This is a genomic window from Streptococcus hillyeri (genome assembly GCF_041081565.1).
Lineage (GTDB): Bacteria > Bacillota > Bacilli > Lactobacillales > Streptococcaceae > Streptococcus > Streptococcus hillyeri.
In genome coordinates this window covers 376,833-393,180 of record NZ_CP163513.1, presented here as the reverse complement: position 1 = coordinate 393,180, position 16,348 = coordinate 376,833, and the positions used below count along the sequence as shown (strand labels likewise).

The window sequence follows — 16,348 nt, the reverse complement described above, 5'->3', positions numbered from 1 at the left end:
TTAGTTTTCTCCTTTTTAATTAACCATGCTTGATAGGGCGGCATGGTATTCATCCATTGTCGAGCTTGGTTCGATATCTTTCAATGGAGACTCAGGCTCTACAGGTTTAAGTAGCCCAACCAAACGCTCCGCATCTGCCGTAAGAGAAGCCTCATCGTCACCAACTAAACGATCAGCCAAATCATACGGCAAACCATTAGCTAAAGCGATACGAGTTCGCAACGTTGCTGTCTCATAACCAGCAACTTGTTTCTCAAAATCAGCAATCTTGCTATCACGTTCAGACAAAGCAGTCTTTGAGGCTTCCGCAGCGCTCTTTAATGCGCCATTTTCAGTCTCTAATTCCGTTACACGAGCTTTTAGTTGGTCATAGTCAGCGTATTTTTCACGCTCCCTAGCAAGACGAGCCTTGACCACTGTGTCAAGCTCTTCCTGTGTTTCGATTATTTTAAACTCTGACATTTCTGTCTCCTTTCTCCTGCTTTCCCGGCAGTTCGGTAATTTTATAAAAAATAGCACCTCTACTGAGATGCCGTTTAATAACTAACTTTTTGCTTTTTCTTAGGCTTAGTCGTTACACAAGCCCAATGTGCCAGCAAAGCACTATCCATTAAGCTAATATCCATATCATCAAAATGTGAACGATAACCAAAACCACCATTTGAACCAATATTACGCTTATCGCAATTGGTTGCTACTCTGGTAAGTGATGGCTGGCCACTATGACAGATTGTTTGTTGGTAAATACCTTGTTCCCACAAGGCATTAGCTACGATGATTTCTTTGACCGTAGGCAATACCACATTCTTGATTTTAAAGTCATGTAATTCTTCAGCAAGAATTTTCTGACCACTCGCACCATCTATGATAATTTGTGCCACGTCAGCAGATTTTAAAAAGGCAACTAGCCACTGGTTCCCATTACGGACAGATTGACAATCAATTGTCTCTATAAATACTGTGTCAGCCTTTGTCTTAACAGCAATACTCATCGACACATTTGTACCGTCTTGACCATACTTGATACCAGCAAATAGCTGACCTTTAAACTTAGGAAGTTCATCAATTTTAAGAGCATTCCATTCAGTCTCAGAAATGGCTGATTTTTGGTTATATTGTGGCCAAAAGCCAAGACGCTGAACGTTGTGATCTAGCTTGTCATCTCCCAACTCTGCCTCAATTTTACGCTCATTTAGGTGATAACCCATGGAGGGGTTGGAATTGTACCAAGCTTCCACATCGTCAATTTCTTTTTCTGTATCCACAGACCACTCAGCCCAGCCACTATACTTCCCTTTACCGAAAAGACAAGTGCTACGATAATTCGTAAAAACAGTACCGCTTGAAACAGGAGTAGGCGGTGTTCCGCACATCACTGTCATCGGATTATCACTGTCAGTTACCGTATATTTCAAAGCAGATTCCTGCTCTGTCGTGTATTCCTGAGCCTCGTCAATAATCAGTAAGTCAAAACCCTCACCAAGACCACCATTAGATGTTCTTGTACGGAATTGAACGACCCCACCTGTCTTATAAAGTTCAATCCTTTCTTGCCCTTTAGCACGAATAGAATTGAAGTCCTCACCATCAACATAGCCCATCTTTTCAAGATACCGTTTCACCTTCTCAAAAGATGAGTGAGAGGTACTGATACGATGGGCAGTATGTAGGATGTTTAAGCCATTGTGAAGCCCCCACAATTCCAACATATAAAGAATTTCAGACTTACCATTACGACGAGGAATAGAGTAGCCAAACTTTTGATGAACCCACAGACCATTCTTATCCACAGCCATAATAGGCTGCAATAAATTGACCTGCCACGAATAACACGACAGACCAGTCCGCTCATAAATCTCAATCGCTTCCTTAGCCTTTGAATTTCGCTTAACGTACTTTAAAACTACCGATTGAGTAGGATTCTGATTGCCAAGCTTCTTTTTCCTAGCCATAAGCTCCCCTTTCAATCGTTATGCCTAGTTTTACGTCATGCGACAGGACAAAATAAAAACCGTATGGGATTTCATACGGTTTTAAGCAATTTTAAGTAGTTTTAAGTAGTCTTTCCTACCGCTCAAGATGAGTGACCACTCCTAATCTTTGATAGCTCGATTTGATACTTTGGCATAAATATCAACGTAGGTTTCTGCTTTATCGCCGTTGTGAGTAACTTCTGCATAGTCTCCACACTTATCATCAGACTTAATCTGATTGGTGCTGACTAATGCTTTCCAGTTTTGCAATGTCTTACTAAACCACACTACATAGCAATCTTCTGGGTTGATTTCTCGACCCGAAAGACGTGTGAATTCTTGCGATGCTAATAATTTTGCTTTATCTAACATATTTTCCTCCTTATTTACGGCCAAATAGGCCTTTTTTCTTGTTTTTCCTAAATTCAACAATCGCCTCATCTAAACCAACTCGCATTGATTTATTGTCAGCTTCTAAAACATCAAAGCGTGCGTTAGTTGCTTGTGCGTTGCGTTCGTTGATGTTTTTTAATTCTTCGATAAGACTATTCTGCCTGCTTACAGCTTCTGTGAGTAAAGTATTGCTAGCCATTAATTGCGCTACTACACTTTCAAGTCTCTCAACACGAGACCACTTCTTTTTAATGCGTTTGTTCATGATTTTCTCCTTCAAAATCTACATTGTCTGTGATAATTTCATAAAGCTTCCCATTAAACTTCACAACTGCAACAGGATAAGCAAAGGGATTCCCAAAGCCCATGTCAGTCCCAGCCTTCTGGAAAATGCCGTAAAATTCAACCTTCTCCCACGAAGTGCCAATCTTAGCTAAACAAGTTTCTGTATTGTTGTATATTCTAATTCCGTCGAAATTCATTATTTTTGATTCCTTCCTTGAAACCTTCAAAGGTTGCTTCTGATAATTTTTTATATAAAACAATCGAAGGATTGGGTGGTGCCAGCTTATTTCTAAGATATTCAATGATTTTCATTTAAAAATTACATCTCCTCCTGTTTTTAAGTACAAAAAAAGCACTTAGATTTCTCTAGGTGCTCAGTAAATAGCATCTTCAGGATCTGGTTCAATCGGGATACCTGTTTCAATAGCCCGCCTCAAATCTTCAGTGGCTTCTGGGAGAACTTCTGCCCATTCATCTGAATAGCCAAGCGGATCCCATAACGAAACTCTATCTAAAGAATCTTGCCCAAATTTTTCTAAATAGGCTCTATATTGTTCGTCAAATTTTTTGCGTAATTCTTGATGTTTTTTATTCATATTTATCACACTTTCACATACAAACCAATAATAAAGTTCAGAAATTCTGGGTCATCATTGATTGTCTTTTTCTCATATTTCCAAGTTTTACGGTCAAATGATTTAGTAAAAAGTTCTTCTGGAGTAAATATACCTTGTAACCCCATTGTAAAAACTTCAGCAGCATCTTTATAATATTTCCCAATGTATGGTGATATAAAATCATCTTTTTTAGTTACTTCACTAGATCGATAACCACTTAAAGGAAAAATTGTCTTTAATTCAATTTCCTGTTCTCCTATGGTTCTTTGGTCAACCCACGCTTTTTCAAGCCTTACTAAATCTGGATTAGCAAACTCCACCATGTGACCAATTTCATGAAATGGAGTTGAAGTTCTTGTTCCATTAGTAGCAATAACCAACTCAGGATCGGCATGATGTCCGCTAAAATATCCCCGTTTAGTTTTCTTAGCTTTCAGTTGTTTTCCTAGTCGCTTAGGTACATCAGCCCAATCCTTAGGATAATAACTAAAAGCATCCTCCAATTGAGCCTTGACTACTTTTGATGTACCTTTGGCCCAAGTTTCTTTAGAAACTACTCCGCCAATATCACGGAAGTTAGAAAAAATCTCTTTTAATTTTTCCTTATCTCCCAAATTCTCGGACACCTTAAAATGATAGTTGATGCGTTTTCCTAAATCAATTATATCATTAGGACTAGCTCTTGTCATATCAAGTTTAGCAATATCTTTACGTATATTCATAACCCCTTCGGAAAAGACAGCATTTTCAACTCTTTGAGCCGATAATTTCTCACGCTCTTTCTTACGCCATATTTTACTCCAGATATCACGAACTTTTCCAGATTTTGGGTCATATTCCACAATGCATTGACAACGTTGATGTCTGCGATACACATCTTTGGGAACTTTAGGATATTTATAACGTCCGACTACCTCACGACACCAATCACAACACTTTCCGCCTTCTGTTCTGACAATCTCAGGACTTAATCCAGCCTCATACTGAAACTCTGCATTTTTCCGAATACTATCATCCACAATTGACTGAGTAAAGTTAACAATTGGCTCACCAAAAAGCCAAGCAACATCGTCAAAGTGTTTTTCAAACGACAGACGATTGATAAGACCGTCAATCCTATCTTGGTTAATTGCTGGTACCTGCACAGCAAGACCAATCTTCGCCTCATCGTTCAGTAACTTCTGAACATCTCCTGCGTAACCAGAAATAATGTCATAATTTCGCCCTAGCGTCTCCGTCAGCAAGCGTTGAGCGATATTGTAGTACATTTTCCCATCTGGCAACTTAGACGATCTTACAGAACTTGTCAGAGCCTTTGATAAAATCTCTCCAACTTCAATCGCAAGCTCATTGACTGTTGCATAGGTTGCCTTTTTCGCTTTCATAGCCTCAAAAGACTTTTTTATGACCTCGCTAGCACCATAAGATTGTTCAAACTCTCTTTGTATGACCTCTAGTAACTCGGGAACAATATCCTTATCCATCATTAGTTACCTCCGCAGGTTTAGCATTGGGATTTCCCTTGATACCAGTTAAGTCTCGTACGACATCACTATCAATGAGACCAGGTATCGCTTGATTTAACTTGATGATACCATCACCAATTAAAGTTAAGCCACTAGCATCTGCCTCGAATAAAGGTTCCCACTTAGGTTCAGTGTGTACAAATTGACTACGTAGGTAAGCAAACTCATCACGCAAACAAGCTGCCAAATATGCCACATTCAACAATCCACTACCAAGAGACCGCTGTGCCTTACGACCCGCAAGACGCAAATTTTCGTGACTTGCCTTGATAGCCTCTACCGATGACGGATTGTCTGATACAAATCCCAAATCATCCAAGGTCAATCCCATCTCACCAGCAAATCCAGCTGCAGCCGTTCGTAATTGCTCCGTAAAAGGCGACATGCTAGCCGTCGTAAATTGGCCAACAACAGGCTTATCACCAGCATCATCTTTATCAATCCGCAATAAACTAGAAACAGTCGCCTTCCAATTATCCATAGCTTCAACATCAGGATCCATACCTAAAATGTATTTCTGTGGCCATGAATAGAACTCCGCTGTAATATCTGCACGCTCCAAAGTGCGCTTAGCATATTTTTGATAATACATCCCAGCACGAGTAATCCTACTACGACCAAAAGGACGAACTGCGTCAGGACGATGAATGACTGGCACTAGCAAAGGATGACCCGTCGGATTATCTACCGAATAAGGTTTACCATCTTTTGGAATAAAGTAAGTCTTGGTAGGTGTAAAATACGCTTCTAACGTTGGACGGTTATATTCGTCACTTGCCAGCACCGCATACCCTTCCGTCAATAAACCAGTGATGGGATTGATAATGCCAGTTGCCTGACTAGCTTCGATAACTTGCAATCTCGGACTGTCACTGTCAACACCTCTAGTAATATAAACAAAACAACAAGACCCAATCAATGCCGACAACACAACCGAATCAAAAAAGACATCAGGATTATTATCTTTAAAAATCTTATTAACATCAAAAATATCATTTGCAAATTCACGGAACACCAAGCGATCCGCTAGACTATCGACACCTTTAGCACACCATCCCAAAACGGAACGGTATTGGCTTCTTATTTGTACAGGTATTGTAATCCCTACCGGTGAATCATAATTTGTCATTGAATACTGCTTATATCTCATATCGACTCGTTGTTTAACAGAAGCCAATTTCCTACGCATATAAGATAAACCTTTTAGTGTCATAATCGACCTCCTTTTGATACCAACTTTAATTTTTAGCGCGAGAAAATTTGTACAGTGACGGCGTGAAGCTCGGCCACAACTGGTGGGAGGTCCCTATCCCCCCTATTTATTTGTGATGACTTTCCGAGAATTACTATCATCAACTCTTGTATCGAGACCAATCAATTATTTGTGGAAGATTTCTATTTCCAACAATTTTCGTGGTGCCTGCTCTCTCATCAGCAAATAATTTATCAGACTTCTGTCTATTGCATTGCCAATGAGCTAGCTGCAAGTTCTCAATCGCCGATGGATGACCATTCTTGTTTACCGGAATGACGTGGTCAATGACTGGACTCAAAGGATGTGGATACTTGAGACTCTTATCAACTGGTAGACCACAGATGCCACAAGTGTTACGAGTCTTTAGAATTATCTTTTTGTTCTTATCGAACGCCACTCGATGTGGGCCACTTCTATCCGCTCTTAACTCACTCATTTCTTAAGCCTCAACCCCTTTAAAATACTCCTCTGAATTTAACATATCTTATATACTGTTAAATTGAATTAAATATACTCAATCGCTTACGTGCCAAGAGCTAAACTATATTTTATAAACAACGAATTTACTTTTTCTCATTATGTTAAATACGGGGCTCATTAATACGTAAAATCAGTCATATATTTATCAATTTCATCTTGTTTGTATCCGATATAGACCAGTGTTATATCTGGCGACGAATGGTTAAATATTTCCATTAGTATCGCAACATTTCCGTATCTTTTATAATGGTGATAACCAAACGTCTTTCTAAGGCTGTGAGTTCCAATGTTTGTCAGACCAACATGGTTAGCAGCATCTTTAATAATCTGATAAGCTGCCACACGACCAATCGGAACAATCTTTAAGCCATTTTCTTTATCTCTTTTACGACTTGGAAATAGATAATCATATTCTTTTAATTCTTTGTTCTTTATGTACTGGTCAAGAACTTTACGCATGACTGGATTGACGGCAAATACTTTTGTCTTTCCTGTTTTTCTTTCAGTAATTCGTATGCGATCAGATAAGACATCTCTTACTTTTAGAACAAGAATATCGCTGATTCTCATTCCAGAGTAAAGCCCAACAACTACTAGAACAAAATCGCGTTCATTTTTTGATTTCAGGTAGTCTTTCATTCTTTCAATGTCGTCAGTGTCTCTAATCGGTTCAACTGATTTCATTTGACTACCTCCAATCTATATAAAATGCCACACCCTATTCAGGCATGGCAATATGATTTGTCTTAATATCTAGTCGCTTCGATACTACCATAATATCATATTAAAACGTTTAAAGAGTTCGCTCTTAGTTCGGTAAATTTCCGCTATTTTTCCGATTTTTCCACAACCAAGCTACTATCTCTATACAAGCTCGCAAATGCTAGTAAAGCTGCGCTTAACATGTCGTGATACTGAGTCTTCTCATATCCTAGTTCTTCAGATATTTCTTGATTAGATTTTTCCTTAGTTTTAATATATCTGTCATACAGAATCCGTCTGTGATAGGGATTAAAAAGATTACCTACCGCAAACTCAATAGCATCTAATTCAGCAATAGCGTCTACTTTAGTTATTGCTAAACGCTCCACTGGCTTACTTGGATTACCATTAGGCTGTCGTGGTTCAAATGAATAGCTAGCAGTGACTTTCTGTTCTCCGACTTCACTAGCAATCAAGCGCCAACGCTTATGTTCCCTTAATTTTCTATCGGCATTCGCTTTCGTCTTTTCTATGTCAATTTCCGGAAAAAAGATAGTCAGTCACCTCCTTCTATTTGTCTCGCCCACTCCGCCACCGATTCAGCTACATTAGCAAAAGCTACTGATAAGTTTGCAAACATATAACTGAGAGCATTCCCTATTGATATTAACGCCAGACGAACTTCCTCTGGTTCTAATATCAACTGTTCCAGCTCCTGTTGCTTCTTTAATTCAGCCTGCTTAGCTTTCTTCTTTCTGATTCGCTTGTTCATATCTGTCTCCATTAAGGTATCCGAACATGTGTTTTGATACTTCTGTAATTGTTACCGCTACAATCAAGAATAGAATGATTGTCAATACTGGATTCTGTGCCATAAATTCATAACCGTTCATTGTTTTGCCCTCCATTTTCTATGTGGTCTGCGATTTTCTGATTTTGCACGAGCAATAGCAGTGCGACACATGTCATTATTGACATAATTAGCAATTTCCAACCAAAAATCAAGACACCTGCCTTTCAAGCGTTCATTTTCAACTTCTAACCGTTCAATATCTTTGTAAGCTCTGTTATATAGCTCATCTTCTAAAAATCTGATACGCTCAGCCATTGCCTCCTGAATGATGATTTGGGTTGGTTTAGCCATTATATAAAACCTCCCAATCAAATCCGCTATCAATATACTGATAAGTGAGTTCAGGATTGATACCGTTACCTAACTTTTGATAAATCAAATCATATATCCCGTGAGAAAGCTTAGTCCCAAGATATTTATTCAATTTTTCTTGATTCCTGATTAGGAATGATAGATTACGCTTTTGGCTTTTGTATGGCATACCCTTGGAAATATCACGACTGCACCACATCAAGATCTTGGCAATGAGGTCTCTTCGTGACTGTACTCCCTCCAAGCTGAAGTATGTATTCGTTTTTGGGATTATAATCACCTCAAGGTTTCTGTTGATGTAGGAATCGTAGAAACTTCCCATGAGCTTTTTTAGCTCTTCAATTACTTCTTCATTCATTTACTCCACCTCGATTCTTTCGGCTGGATAATAGGTATCTGCTGCGCTATTATCAAACAACTCATCTAGCACAGCTTGTAATTTTTCAGTAGCATCTGATGGCAATGCATCAGTCAGATATACATCCATTTCCTCATATCCATTTTCGCTCATCTGCTCAATGATGTCATTGATAACATCACAAGCTTCAATTTTTATTCGTTCGCAAGTTGTTGTAAACCAATCTTGTTTTTCTTCGGCAGTCATACTTCCCCATTCAGCACGTAAATCTTCGATGGGCAATGTATCACCATTTTTGATAACAAACGTATCATTTGGTATTTCGCTAATTTTCATTTCTTCTTCCTTCTCCTGACATCCTCTAGATAACGATTAAAGGTATCATTATCCTCATATTTATCTATCGCGGCATCTAACGCAAGTCGCAGAGTGCTTGACAGGTTATAACTTCCTGTATATTCGCTTATCGCAACTAGATACTCATACTGCGATTCGGTCAGTGTGACCTGTACTCTCTTTGTCATATCTACCTCCTAAAACGGTAAATCCGGTTCATCTGGCAAAACGTTATTGATCATTATTTTCTCCTTTCAATCTCTTTTCTAAAATTGCTATTGGTAATAGCAAATAAATCAAGCCATACTTAAAACATCTCTCAATCCATCCTAAGATTGTTAATAAGACAAAGCTAATCCATTCAAAAGGGATTGCTGCCATGTTAAGTAACTTGATGGTTTTAGTACCTTGATACTGCCTTAAAATATATTGTGCTATTCTTCTTCGCATTTATGACCTCTAAAATCTGGGTGCTCTAACAGCTCCGGATTTTCAAAGATATTCCCAACTTTTTCAAAAACTTTGCTGAGGTAAAAACAGACAGGCTCAAACATGCCGTGTTAAGTACGACAGGTAAAAGTTCGCCAGAATACATCTTGACAATATCGCCTTCAAAGATTTCTTGGCCTCGCTTGTCTTTTACATCGCTAAAATACATAAGCTTTTCCCTCTCAATAGGGTAGTATATACCTAACTCGTTAGCATAAACAATTTCATTTGTTGAGTAATTGATTTTATAAACATCAGTGATTTCTCCGTTATGGAATGCTCTTAGTTTAGTCATTTCACCCCTCCAAAAGCTCCGGATTTTCGTAGATGTTGCCGATGACTTCCAATGCTATATCTGGGTAAAGTCCCATAGGCTTGCTTGGTTCTTCAATAAAAGATAAGAAGTATGAGGAATATTCTGACCAATATTTCACTTGGAAAAAATCACCCCGAAAGTCCTTGACTATATCATCACAGAATATGTCTATATCGTTTATATCTTTACGTTCTATAGATTGCATGACATATTTTTCATCAATCTCACTCCCACTCAAATCATTGATATTCCAATCATATCCCTCGTCAAGAATTAAAAAACTGTCACCCCAAATCAAAATTCTGTTACCTTCTACCATTTTTTGATTTGCTTTATCCCATGCCCTAAATCTTGGAATCATTGCTTACCTCCTGAATTCTCTTGAATTCAACCAAACGGATGTACTCTGGATTTACCAAATTGTCTCCAAAGAGGACTGTATGTCCATTATTCATCTGTGACCTAATTTTATTTCGTATTTCGACTGCTTCGCTGTCAGTATTAACTACAACCTCATCTCTGTGCGTATCAGTCCATAACGTTATTTTTATCATCATTCCTCCTCCACAGGCTTAGCCCACTGCCAAGCCCAGTTGAACTTTTCTCTTATTTTTTCTTCTGTCAGTTTAGCGGGAAAACATTTATATCCGTGGTCAAGTTTTAGCCTTCCGTTAATTGACGTAAGTACTAATGTTCCGTCATTGTTAGGTATCTCAACCGTGTACAACTTCTCTTCCTCGATCTCATACCCGCCAAGCCAAGCGCGGGCTAATTTTTCGCTGTTTTTATCTTCTTCCGCCCAGTTTAAAACCTTGTAACTCAATTCATCGTAAGTGCTTTCGCTAAAATCAAACAATCCCATAAAGCCTAGGTCTTCGTTTCTTCTTGCGGTTTCAATCCACTCCGCCACAATTTTTGGAATCACGACTTTCTGCGGTTCGTCGATTTGGTTGATGATATTAATAACATCATCACGTTTAACCCAAACAATCTCTGATAAAAAAGTTTCTGTAAATTGTAAAGAATTTACTTTCTTAATCGCTTCTTGTTTATTCATTTTATTCTCCTTCTAAATCAAACCCTGCCGGTCCGTTTCCTGTCCTGCCATAGTAACGCTTGACAGTTCCAACTGACCATCCGTTGTTATCTCTTAACAGACTTATATGCAGCTGTTTCTCTTCCTCGTCAAAAACGTATTCTCTTTGACCTGCCCAAATTCCCTGAGATTTTTTGGTAGCATAGGACAACCAGCAGAAGCTAATGCTTCTTGGTAAGTTTTAAACTTCATTGTTCTCCTCCTGGTACTTGATTACTCTCCATCCCTCTCTTTTTGAGATAATCAGGTATCGGGTCACCAACCTTGATAGCCTCGTATTGTTCTTTGGTTACCAAAAACTTGCCATAAGCCCCAGTCGTGACCGTGTATCTGCCATCTATAATTTCTTTATCAGTAATTTTGCCAAACATTGCAGCACCTGCGTTGTCGACTTGGTAGACAATAGGTTGAGTAATCTTAGCCTCTATCTGATTCATTTTCCATAATACAATCAGAGGAATAGTCAAGATAGAAATAAAAATCAGCATGTCTAAGTATATTTCCCAACTTTTTAAACGGGAATATTTCTTTAACTTCCTTTCCACCCTACACCTCCTCAATCTTTACGTCGCAAAGATCATCACGATACTTGTCATCTAGCTTAACCTTGGCAACTTTAGCTTCCACCTCATAATCAAAATAGTGCGTCTCTCTGACGCTACCGTCAATTTGACTGTACGCTGTTACTGTCCAAGCCATCGTTGTCCTCCATCTTTAAAATTCCCATTGCCTCGATAATTTTTTCTAAGGTTATTTTATGCAAGGTAATGTAATTGTTCTTTTTAATCTGATTAGCAAAGAGACAAACGCGTTTGCCAAAATAGTTACAATCTTCAGTTTCTCTATAATCTTCATCAGCTTGTATTTGCTCTTTATTTGCTAGACTAAATAAAATCACTTCGTCAGATTCATCCCAATCACTATTTCCTAATGATTTGCTTAAATTTTCAAAAGCTAAATCTAATAAAAAGTTCTTAGCCATTATAGTTCTCCTTTTTTCTCGTTATCAGATAATAAGAGTCACAACTACCATAATCAACTCTTCGGCAATCTTCAGTCCCAGAAATTACAATTTTCGGATTGTTAACCGCTGAGTAGCTATTTATGTGGTCAGTAATAACTTGCTTAATTTGTTCCTTGTCCGTAAACGTTCCAAGTGGTATCGTATAACCACCGTTCGCGATCAAATCAAGTTTGTACATCAATACCTCCTAAAACTTCATAAACGTCATCCAGTGTGTCGTCCCACGTTGTTGCCCAAATAGGGGCTGTTGCGGAACTAGCTCTAAAATTTCCTTAACGTTGATTTGTGCATCAGACCACTTGAAGATAAGTGTTCCACCTGTCTTTAATACTCTAAAACACTCCTCGAAACCTTTTTGAAGGTCTAATCTCCAAGTCAGTATATCAAGCTGACCATACTGAGCTTTCATGATTGAATTAGGTCCAGCCCATTTTAGATGAGGCGGGTCAAAAACCACCAGATTAAATGCGTTATCTTCAAAAGGCATATCACGAAAATCGCCGATAACATCAGGATTAACATTGACTTTCTTGCCATGTATTTCAAATATTTCTTGCCTGATATCCATAAAAGTTGTGTGACTTTCGTTTTTATCAAACCAAAACATCCGACTGCCACAACAAGCATCTAAAATTCTTATATTTGACATCGTCACACCTCCACCGGATAATAATTCCCGTACGAGTGTCTCAGCGCCTTAGCGACCTGTATCGCAGCCGCACGAGAAACGAACTGCATCGCTTTGTTGACTTCGTTAGAAAACGAGACATCTAAACCTGTAACATCGATTTTTATAGCTCTGACAAAAGCTAGTTGCTCTCTTGAACCATGCCTAAGCACAAACATCAGTCATCACCTCCCAAACGAGACAACATGTCTTGCTTCATTTTCTCGAGTCTTTGTTTCTCTTCCTCTGTCGTCTCGTTTTTGTAATCTGGATCTGACCATTCTGGCGTGCTTTGCGGTGATTTCGTCAAGGATTGATTTGCTTTTTTAGCTTTACGCTCAATAAACATCCTCTCCTCTTCCTTGACCTGTACCATAGTGGTGATTCCGTTTTGACGCCAGTTACGCAAAATGCTATTGATATAACCAAAAGACCGTTTTCCGTTATCAGCTGCCTTAGTGATTGCGGATTTCACAACTTCAACTTCCATTTTTGTATGGGTGAGATAATCGGAAAGTTGCTCAAATTGATTCGGCGATAAAACACCGATTTCTTGTTGATAATAGTCAGATATAATTTTTAGTGGATTGACACTAGCAGTTGATGACTCCTCTACCTCTGACTCTATATCTAACTCTATATCTAACTCTTTCTCTATCTCTACGTTGCACTTTGTTGCATTAGTGTTGCGTTGCAACATTTTTTGGTTTTCACGGTGTTTCCGCGAGCGTCTCGTGCTTGCTGTCTCGCTACCTGTTAGTTCTGGAACCTGTTCCAATTGATACTCTCTAGAGTCGTCAGAGCCTTTGGTGATCAGTCCTTTGCTTTCCAAAAATATCAATGTAATTTTGATATCTTCAACATTTTCATCAATTTCAAGCGATAGCTCCTCAGCCAGATTATCTGCAACACCATCAAAGTAAATGATTCCGTTGTTTTCGAGAGACCAAACCATCATTTTTAAATAAATGATGGTATGAGTGTCACCACCAGCGATTTTTCTGAGTAGTTTCATTTCCTTTGAGAGAAAAAAATCTTTAGAGAGCTGTAACCAGTAAAATCGCCTATTTTCATTACTTTTCATTATCTCTCCTTTTTATTCCATAATTACTTTTTGTCCCTAATTTCTTCCGCACATACTCAATATTTTCAGTACTTTCCTCAAAATGATTTTTGCGCAGATGGTATCTAACCAACTGCTCAAATTTCTCAGGATTATGCTCTCTAAAATGGTAAAGGTGCCACTTTTCGATGCGAAAGAGCGAGTTAATCATGTGATTTAATTCTGTGTTGTGTTCCATGTTCTCCCTCAGTCAATAAATCTTTCTTTACCAGTCACGGGGTCAATACCAACTTCCCTACCAGTTTTTAGGTCAAGAAGTCCCTTTCTCCTCGCTGGGATTTGCGGTATGGTTGATTGACTATTTTTCTCTCTCAAAGCCTTTGTCAATCTGACATTCATCAGTAGCGACTCAATCAGCGTTACTGATACAATCGTTCCTGTAATAATAATTTGTAAATTGTTCATTGTTTTCTCCTAGCACTCCCCAGCGCTTTTATTTGATGTTCATTAGTTTTCTAACTTCGTTTACCTCAGCTAGATTGTACATGTTGTCTTTTCCTTCCTTGTGGAAAGTAAGTCCATATCGTTCCATTTTTTTAATGGTGTCACGGCTAATGTTAAGTTCTTTTTGCAAGTCTGACTGGTTGTACCAGACATGTTCAGGGTCTGGCTTTTCCAGCTCAGCCTTGAGCTCTTCTGCGGTCTCTTTAACCACTGACTTGATAAAAAGCCCAAGTAACTCCAAAGAGCCTAATTCTGCTACTTCCATGCTCGTCCTTTCTGTGTTATACTTAAAGTAAATTTTATTTGTTTTGAGCCTGATTGCCGTCAGGCTTTTTTATGTTGCCCAGTATTCTTCCAGATTGATTGCCATTACAGCAGCTAGATTCTTTTGTTCAGTTTGGATTTGTCGTCTGTACGGCGCCAATCCATCCTGTCGCTCCTGTTCAGATTTCGGAAGATAGTACCCATTTGGTTTTCTTTGCGACTATCGGATGACCAAAATTTACTCTGAGACTCTCTACAATCTCTTCTAAGGTTCGCTTAGGAATATTGAGCATCTGACGAATCTCAATTGCCTGAATCGGCAAATCATAGCTTGCATTATTTTTGATAGCATTCAGCACGCTAACTTCAAGTGCTGTCATATCTCTTGGAATAGTCATGCTCCCTCACTCCTCAATTTTCCCAACACCAACAAAGTCTCCCACACATCCAGCCCCTCAAGACTATCAATCATCAGTTGACTCAGCTGGTGATTTTTCTTTTGCCAGTTGGCTATTAGTTTAGCTGTCATTATTAGTCCTCCAAACTCGTCCAGCTCTCATCAATATGCAGAACATCGCAGATTTTATTTTTGAGCTTATCGCTGCCTTTTCCATACTTCAGTAACTCTGAAATCGTTGCCTTGGCAACGCCACAAGCACGAGCTAGATGCGTTTGTGTCATCTGTTCTTCGCCCAGCTTATCCTTTACGAGCTGAATCCATTTTTGGTGCTGTTGACTCATTTCTTCCTCCTTTTTAAAATATTAACTAAAAAGTTAGCGAACTCTCTTGACATTTTTAAATAAATGATTTAAAATCGAAACATAGAGAAAAGACCCACTAAAAGTAAGGTTTTACCTAGAAAAACGGACGCCAATCAGTTTCATTAGGCTTTATTTTTTAGTTGTCTTGTTCGCTAACTCTTTAGCTTACGGATATAATTTTAAATCATTTATTTAACTTTGTCAATCATTTTAACCAAATAATTTAAAATATTTTTTCGTGTGCTTAGAAAGGTTGATAAATCAATGTTTCTTACATTCGAACGAATAAAAGAACTTGCAAAAAATCAAGGATTGTCATTAAATGCACTAGAAGAAAAGCTAGGGTATAGTCGCAATACCTTGTATTCTTTAAAAAAGCAGAAAGCTAGTACCGAAAGAATGCAAGAAATCGCCGACTACTTTAATGTTTCTTTAGATTATCTTCTTGGTAGGACGGATAATCCTAGAATTGCTGATGGAGAAGAAAAATTCTACTTTGAAGGTAAAGAAGTGGATGTTGAGCAATTAGCTGGTACTGCCATGCGATTCAACGGTAAGCCATTAACTGACAAAGATAAGAAAGCTATCCAAGGCATTATTGAAGGCTATTTGCGTAGCTTATAATAAAGTAAAGGAATGATTGTCAATGACAATAAAAGAACTTTCTCAAAAGTTCGAGATTAACATACATATCTTTGAAGAACACGAATTTGAAGATGAGGATGAAGCCTTCTACATTTCTGAATTACGGACAATGTTCGTCAGTAGCAAAATAGCGGAGCAAGACAGAGTAAAAGTCATCCTGCACGAGCTAGGACATGAAGGACACCTACCACATCTCTATCAAATCTTCAGAGAAAAACACGAGTTACAAGCAAACCGCAACATGATCCACCACCTACTCAAAGCAGAGCTAGATGAGTACGGAAGCGAGTGCTTTAACTACATCACATTTATGGAAAAATACAAACTCAAAACCATCGCAGATGAAACGATGGTCAAAGAAGAGTTTTATAATTTAGCTGAAATAATTTAACAATACGTGTAAAACTGAACCACGTTAAAAGCTGCTA

At 38.5% G+C, this 16,348-nt stretch carries 35 protein-coding genes; 2 read left to right on the top strand and 33 right to left on the bottom strand.

What is annotated here, in order from left to right:
- Window positions 1–15: 15 nt before the first annotated feature.
- The 33 genes from AB6M99_RS02005 to AB6M99_RS01845 form a co-directional block, all read right to left on the bottom strand.
- Window positions 16–462 carry a DUF4355 domain-containing protein gene (locus tag AB6M99_RS02005; RefSeq protein ID WP_369351033.1) on the bottom strand — a complete coding sequence of 149 codons (447 nt, stop codon included), beginning with the start codon at window positions 460–462 and terminating at the stop codon, window positions 16–18.
- A 74-nt stretch (window positions 463–536) separates the two neighbouring features.
- On the bottom strand, window positions 537–1,952 hold the full coding sequence (locus tag AB6M99_RS02000) for a terminase (protein ID WP_369351032.1): 1,416 nt from the start codon (window positions 1,950–1,952) through the stop codon (window positions 537–539).
- A 141-nt stretch (window positions 1,953–2,093) separates the two neighbouring features.
- On the bottom strand, window positions 2,094–2,345 hold the full coding sequence (locus tag AB6M99_RS01995) for a DUF6275 family protein (RefSeq protein ID WP_369350404.1): 252 nt from the start codon (window positions 2,343–2,345) through the stop codon (window positions 2,094–2,096).
- A 10-nt stretch (window positions 2,346–2,355) separates the two neighbouring features.
- Window positions 2,356–2,631, bottom strand: coding sequence for a hypothetical protein (locus AB6M99_RS01990; protein WP_369351031.1), 276 nt, complete (start codon window positions 2,629–2,631; stop codon window positions 2,356–2,358).
- Entirely contained in the window at window positions 2,615–2,848 is a 234-nt protein-coding gene (locus AB6M99_RS01985) for a hypothetical protein (protein ID WP_369350561.1), read from the bottom strand. Before AB6M99_RS01985 ends, AB6M99_RS01990 begins: the two co-directional genes overlap by 17 nt.
- A complete protein-coding gene (locus tag AB6M99_RS01980; RefSeq protein ID WP_369350562.1) occupies window positions 2,829–2,963 on the bottom strand; it encodes a hypothetical protein in 135 nt (44 codons plus the stop codon). The genes AB6M99_RS01985 and AB6M99_RS01980 overlap by 20 nt, the downstream gene beginning before the upstream one ends.
- Before the next feature lie 62 nt (window positions 2,964–3,025).
- Window positions 3,026–3,247, bottom strand: coding sequence for a hypothetical protein (locus AB6M99_RS01975; RefSeq protein WP_369351030.1), 222 nt, complete (start codon window positions 3,245–3,247; stop codon window positions 3,026–3,028).
- Window positions 3,248–3,252: 5 nt separating this feature from the next.
- The gene (locus AB6M99_RS01970) at window positions 3,253–4,752 is read right to left on the bottom strand and encodes a hypothetical protein (RefSeq protein WP_369351188.1); all 1,500 of its coding nucleotides are present in this window, start codon (window positions 4,750–4,752) and stop codon (window positions 3,253–3,255) included.
- A complete protein-coding gene (locus AB6M99_RS01965; RefSeq protein WP_369351029.1) occupies window positions 4,745–6,007 on the bottom strand; it encodes a hypothetical protein in 1,263 nt (420 codons plus the stop codon). Before AB6M99_RS01965 ends, AB6M99_RS01970 begins: the two co-directional genes overlap by 8 nt.
- A gap of 139 nt (window positions 6,008–6,146) precedes the next feature.
- Window positions 6,147–6,485, bottom strand: coding sequence for an HNH endonuclease (locus AB6M99_RS01960; protein ID WP_162012512.1), 339 nt, complete (start codon window positions 6,483–6,485; stop codon window positions 6,147–6,149).
- A gap of 161 nt (window positions 6,486–6,646) precedes the next feature.
- Entirely contained in the window at window positions 6,647–7,213 is a 567-nt protein-coding gene (locus AB6M99_RS01955) for a site-specific integrase (RefSeq protein ID WP_161979831.1), read from the bottom strand.
- 143 nt (window positions 7,214–7,356) lie between these two features.
- Window positions 7,357–7,785, bottom strand: coding sequence for an ArpU family phage packaging/lysis transcriptional regulator (locus AB6M99_RS01950; RefSeq protein ID WP_369351187.1), 429 nt, complete (start codon window positions 7,783–7,785; stop codon window positions 7,357–7,359).
- A 2-nt stretch (window positions 7,786–7,787) separates the two neighbouring features.
- On the bottom strand, window positions 7,788–8,003 hold the full coding sequence (locus tag AB6M99_RS01945; protein WP_369351028.1) for a hypothetical protein: 216 nt from the start codon (window positions 8,001–8,003) through the stop codon (window positions 7,788–7,790).
- Window positions 7,972–8,124, bottom strand: a complete 153-nt coding sequence (locus AB6M99_RS01940; protein WP_183121682.1) for a hypothetical protein — start codon at window positions 8,122–8,124, stop codon at window positions 7,972–7,974. The genes AB6M99_RS01945 and AB6M99_RS01940 overlap by 32 nt, the downstream gene beginning before the upstream one ends.
- Window positions 8,121–8,375, bottom strand: coding sequence for a hypothetical protein (locus AB6M99_RS01935; protein ID WP_369351027.1), 255 nt, complete (start codon window positions 8,373–8,375; stop codon window positions 8,121–8,123). Before AB6M99_RS01935 ends, AB6M99_RS01940 begins: the two co-directional genes overlap by 4 nt.
- Window positions 8,368–8,754 (bottom strand): hypothetical protein, encoded by a 387-nt coding sequence (locus AB6M99_RS01930; RefSeq protein WP_369351026.1) that lies wholly within the window; start codon window positions 8,752–8,754, stop codon window positions 8,368–8,370. The genes AB6M99_RS01935 and AB6M99_RS01930 overlap by 8 nt, the downstream gene beginning before the upstream one ends.
- Window positions 8,755–9,090 carry a hypothetical protein gene (locus tag AB6M99_RS01925; RefSeq protein ID WP_369351024.1) on the bottom strand — a complete coding sequence of 112 codons (336 nt, stop codon included), beginning with the start codon at window positions 9,088–9,090 and terminating at the stop codon, window positions 8,755–8,757.
- Window positions 9,087–9,278: a hypothetical protein gene (locus AB6M99_RS01920; RefSeq protein ID WP_369351023.1), complete on the bottom strand. Its 192-nt coding sequence runs from the start codon at window positions 9,276–9,278 to the stop codon at window positions 9,087–9,089. The genes AB6M99_RS01925 and AB6M99_RS01920 overlap by 4 nt, the downstream gene beginning before the upstream one ends.
- A gap of 43 nt (window positions 9,279–9,321) precedes the next feature.
- Window positions 9,322–9,540, bottom strand: coding sequence for a hypothetical protein (locus tag AB6M99_RS01915; RefSeq protein WP_369351022.1), 219 nt, complete (start codon window positions 9,538–9,540; stop codon window positions 9,322–9,324).
- Between the two features lie 25 nt (window positions 9,541–9,565).
- Entirely contained in the window at window positions 9,566–9,874 is a 309-nt protein-coding gene (locus tag AB6M99_RS01910) for a YopX family protein (RefSeq protein ID WP_369351021.1), read from the bottom strand.
- A gap of 1 nt (window position 9,875) precedes the next feature.
- A complete protein-coding gene (locus AB6M99_RS01905; protein WP_369351020.1) occupies window positions 9,876–10,256 on the bottom strand; it encodes a YopX family protein in 381 nt (126 codons plus the stop codon).
- Between the two features lie 192 nt (window positions 10,257–10,448).
- Window positions 10,449–10,952, bottom strand: a complete 504-nt coding sequence (locus AB6M99_RS01900; protein WP_369351018.1) for a DUF1642 domain-containing protein — start codon at window positions 10,950–10,952, stop codon at window positions 10,449–10,451.
- A gap of 227 nt (window positions 10,953–11,179) precedes the next feature.
- Entirely contained in the window at window positions 11,180–11,536 is a 357-nt protein-coding gene (locus AB6M99_RS01895; RefSeq protein WP_369351248.1) for a DUF1372 family protein, read from the bottom strand.
- A gap of 1 nt (window position 11,537) precedes the next feature.
- A complete protein-coding gene (locus tag AB6M99_RS01890) occupies window positions 11,538–11,690 on the bottom strand; it encodes a hypothetical protein (RefSeq protein WP_369351017.1) in 153 nt (50 codons plus the stop codon).
- Entirely contained in the window at window positions 11,656–11,973 is a 318-nt protein-coding gene (locus AB6M99_RS01885; RefSeq protein WP_369351016.1) for a hypothetical protein, read from the bottom strand. Before AB6M99_RS01885 ends, AB6M99_RS01890 begins: the two co-directional genes overlap by 35 nt.
- Complete coding sequence (locus AB6M99_RS01880) at window positions 11,966–12,193, bottom strand: hypothetical protein (protein ID WP_369351015.1); 228 nt, start codon at window positions 12,191–12,193, stop codon at window positions 11,966–11,968. The genes AB6M99_RS01885 and AB6M99_RS01880 overlap by 8 nt, the downstream gene beginning before the upstream one ends.
- Before the next feature lie 9 nt (window positions 12,194–12,202).
- Entirely contained in the window at window positions 12,203–12,664 is a 462-nt protein-coding gene (locus AB6M99_RS01875; protein ID WP_369351014.1) for a class I SAM-dependent methyltransferase, read from the bottom strand.
- 196 nt (window positions 12,665–12,860) lie between these two features.
- Window positions 12,861–13,766, bottom strand: a complete 906-nt coding sequence (locus tag AB6M99_RS01870) for a DnaD domain protein (RefSeq protein WP_369351013.1) — start codon at window positions 13,764–13,766, stop codon at window positions 12,861–12,863.
- Between the two features lie 225 nt (window positions 13,767–13,991).
- The gene (locus tag AB6M99_RS01865; RefSeq protein ID WP_369351011.1) at window positions 13,992–14,210 is read right to left on the bottom strand and encodes a hypothetical protein; all 219 of its coding nucleotides are present in this window, start codon (window positions 14,208–14,210) and stop codon (window positions 13,992–13,994) included.
- 28 nt (window positions 14,211–14,238) lie between these two features.
- Window positions 14,239–14,514, bottom strand: a complete 276-nt coding sequence (locus tag AB6M99_RS01860; protein WP_369351010.1) for a hypothetical protein — start codon at window positions 14,512–14,514, stop codon at window positions 14,239–14,241.
- Between the two features lie 178 nt (window positions 14,515–14,692).
- Window positions 14,693–14,911, bottom strand: a complete 219-nt coding sequence (locus AB6M99_RS01855) for a hypothetical protein (protein WP_369351009.1) — start codon at window positions 14,909–14,911, stop codon at window positions 14,693–14,695.
- The gene (locus AB6M99_RS01850; RefSeq protein ID WP_369351008.1) at window positions 14,908–15,042 is read right to left on the bottom strand and encodes a hypothetical protein; all 135 of its coding nucleotides are present in this window, start codon (window positions 15,040–15,042) and stop codon (window positions 14,908–14,910) included. Before AB6M99_RS01850 ends, AB6M99_RS01855 begins: the two co-directional genes overlap by 4 nt.
- A 2-nt stretch (window positions 15,043–15,044) precedes the next feature.
- Window positions 15,045–15,254, bottom strand: coding sequence for a helix-turn-helix domain-containing protein (locus tag AB6M99_RS01845; RefSeq protein WP_369351007.1), 210 nt, complete (start codon window positions 15,252–15,254; stop codon window positions 15,045–15,047).
- A 285-nt stretch (window positions 15,255–15,539) separates the two neighbouring features.
- Here AB6M99_RS01845 and AB6M99_RS01840 point away from each other — a divergent pair, with 285 nt between their 5' ends.
- Both AB6M99_RS01840 and AB6M99_RS01835 read left to right on the top strand, forming a co-directional pair.
- Window positions 15,540–15,899: a helix-turn-helix domain-containing protein gene (locus AB6M99_RS01840; protein WP_369351006.1), complete on the top strand. Its 360-nt coding sequence runs from the start codon at window positions 15,540–15,542 to the stop codon at window positions 15,897–15,899.
- A gap of 22 nt (window positions 15,900–15,921) precedes the next feature.
- A complete protein-coding gene (locus AB6M99_RS01835; RefSeq protein WP_369351005.1) occupies window positions 15,922–16,311 on the top strand; it encodes an ImmA/IrrE family metallo-endopeptidase in 390 nt (129 codons plus the stop codon).
- Window positions 16,312–16,348 lie beyond the last annotated feature (37 nt).